Source organism: Synechococcus sp. R70.1, from assembly GCF_047461675.1.
Taxonomy (GTDB): Bacteria; Cyanobacteriota; Cyanobacteriia; order Thermostichales; family Thermostichaceae; genus Thermostichus.
Genome location: NZ_JANSHR010000094.1, coordinates 1 through 2,496 on the forward strand (window position 1 = coordinate 1; position 2,496 = coordinate 2,496).

Consider the following 2,496-nt stretch of genomic DNA (forward strand, 5'->3'; position numbering starts at 1 on the left):
TCTCTATAGGAACAAGGCGACCATAGCAATAGCCTAGCCGGGAGAGATAGGCAATAGGAATATTCCGCCTCAGGCACGCTCTCACTACGTCTGTGGTTACCTGGGATCGGCCAAAGATTAAAATTTGCTCCAGCAAGGGTAGAGGCACCTCCTGCAAGAGCGACTCGCCCAAATAGACCATTACGAACTCTTGCTTAAGGCTTAGCCTACACCCCTGCCGAGAGACATATAAAGTTCGCATTATTCGTCATGACGACGCAGATCTTCAGCGCCTCGCCTCTGATCTATGGCGTTGCCGGGTTTAGAGCGGCCACGCTCCGGTAAACATCAATTTCAGGACTTGACAAGAAACCCATCAAAATCTCTGCCAGACTGCCCGAAAAGAAGCTGGCAATCATGACAAGGATCGTGTTTGTAATCACGGCTGCCAATCCCAAAGGGGCAATTAGCAGGATGGCCAGTGTGATTGAGCCGTTGATTAAAGCTGTGATTAGACTTGTTAGAGCTTTGACGTTGATTTTCCTTCTGGACATGTTGAGCCTCTTCTAACGTTCTACTACCGGAATGGCCAGATTTGAGCAAAGCCAACTGCTCCTCTCTCAAGGTTTTCAAGATATCTTTTCCTAGGATTCACAGTTGCCCCAAAAACGGTAACTACCTGATAGTCATCCAAATCTGCATCTGCAATCCAAACAGGGGACGGCGTGCCTGTGTCGCCGCAGAGAAACTTGTCGTATTTTCCTGGCGCTATCTTGCCTACCTTGTGCAAAACAGCCAAAGCATAGGGCTTATTAAACTCTTTTGGGCCGCTGCAGACTACAATCCTGCAATGGGCATCCACAGCTTCAGGCAACTTTTCTTTGCTGACCTGACCAAAGCTCCCGGGATTGCTGGGATCAATGGCCTGCCCAGTCAAAACCTGGAGTGCTTCAAAAAAGCCCCGCAGCCGCTTCTGAAAGAGTTTCTGGAATTCCTCTACCGACTCTGGCAGATTCCAAAATGAATCTTCGGAGTTGGGAATGAGGGTGGATCCCCGCCACCAAGGAGCTCTACCGCGGTCTTGGCGAGAGTAGCAGGGCCTTCTTGCCCCCTGGCCAATACCTCCCAGGTGAAACAGCATCCAGGTTAGATTCCGAAAGAGCTTTTGCACCGCTTCCTGCTTCTCCTTTGAAGCATAGTTTTGGCACTCCTCAGAAAGGCTGAGAATGAGGATCCCTTCTTGCCGTCCAGCAGGCTTCCCCTTTCCCGCTTGGTTGGGTTCCGGCTCTGGTTGAGTTACTCGCCCATTTAAAAGATCCACATGGATCCAGCCATGTTTTTGCTGGGGAGTGATGGCCCCAAAAAGTTGCCCCTCCCATTCCTGCACCTGCTTCACGGGCAAAACACCCAGGGCAAAGGTTCGAAACCAGTAGCGCAGCATGTTCTTAAAGGCTACCGGTCGGACTTCGGCAATTGATTTGTTGTCATACCGGTTCTTATCAGGTCTCCAGTTGACCACTTGCCGCCCGTGGATCAACTGACCCTCCAGCTCAAAAGGCAGCCGCAAGAATTCTCCCTTGTATTGAGATAGAGTCTTGCCAGTTTGAATCAGCCGACCGTAGCCGGTATTGACTTGGGATCCCACTCCTTGCTCCAGCCCGCGGATGAGCCATTCTTTCACTTGGGCCAACATCTCGTCGGTGCAGCCTGGGCCTTTGCGGATCCCGATTAAAAACGTGGCCTGTTTGAGAGAGAAAAAGACATTGGGATTTGCTTTATATTCCAAGCTGTTGCCATTCCATCTCCAAACGTTATTGGCAATATCAACAGCCAAGCCTCCCGACCTGGAGTTATCAGGATCCCCTTGTCTTTGGGGACGGGTTGGCACGGGGTAGGCATCTAAAAAGATCACCTTGCCAGCACTATCTTTGTCCTCAGCTTCTAGATGCCCAAGCCAGGGTGCCACTGCTTTATCTGCCTCCTCCCAAGACAGATTGTGCTTCTGCATCAACTCTCGAATAGCCTGGGCGCGGGCTACCCCCCGCAAGGTGGAGCTGGGAAGGTAAGGGATCCCCAAGTGATCAAAAGCGGGCAGCAGCATGCTCTCCGGGCCTTTGGCTCCGCCTACCCGAATTCGCCAGGGACAGGTGACCCGAAAAGTGTTTTTTTCTCCGGCAATGCGTTTGATGCGAGCATTCAGAACTTGAAGACGCGCTCCGTAGTTTGCCTTTGCTTCTGCCTGGTGCACCAGATCGACTTTGGCTCCGTCTTTGAAAGGAGTTGCTGGAGCCCTCATCCAACGCAGATATTCAATAAAGCTCGCTGTGGGATCTGGGCTGGGGTTGGGATCCAAGGGATGTCCTAACCAGGGAGCAGGACGATTGCTAGGCATTTGATCTTCTCCTAAAGCTGGAAAGCAGTATTAGGAATTGCGAAGCGTTTCCCGAAATTCGCGCAACATGGCGCTGGTGCCAATTTCTAGGGCGCGTCGAATGAGTTGAGGTACAAGATTGGGGA

3 protein-coding genes are annotated in these 2,496 nt (G+C 51.6%); all 3 read right to left on the bottom strand.

Translation table 11 applies throughout. The features are described 5' to 3' along the window. A partial coding sequence (locus tag NW807_RS09955) for a CRISPR-associated endonuclease Cas1 (protein WP_414426005.1) occupies window positions 1-181 on the bottom strand: 181 nt, incomplete at its 3' end. Window positions 182-284: 103 nt separating this feature from the next. Beyond that, the gene (csx18, locus tag NW807_RS09960) at window positions 285-533 is read right to left on the bottom strand and encodes a CRISPR-associated protein Csx18 (protein WP_414426006.1); all 249 of its coding nucleotides are present in this window, start codon (window positions 531-533) and stop codon (window positions 285-287) included. Between the two features lie 23 nt (window positions 534-556). Further along, on the bottom strand, window positions 557-2,371 hold the full coding sequence (locus NW807_RS09965; protein WP_414426007.1) for an RAMP superfamily CRISPR-associated protein: 1,815 nt from the start codon (window positions 2,369-2,371) through the stop codon (window positions 557-559). Between the last annotated feature and the right edge of the window lie 125 nt (window positions 2,372-2,496).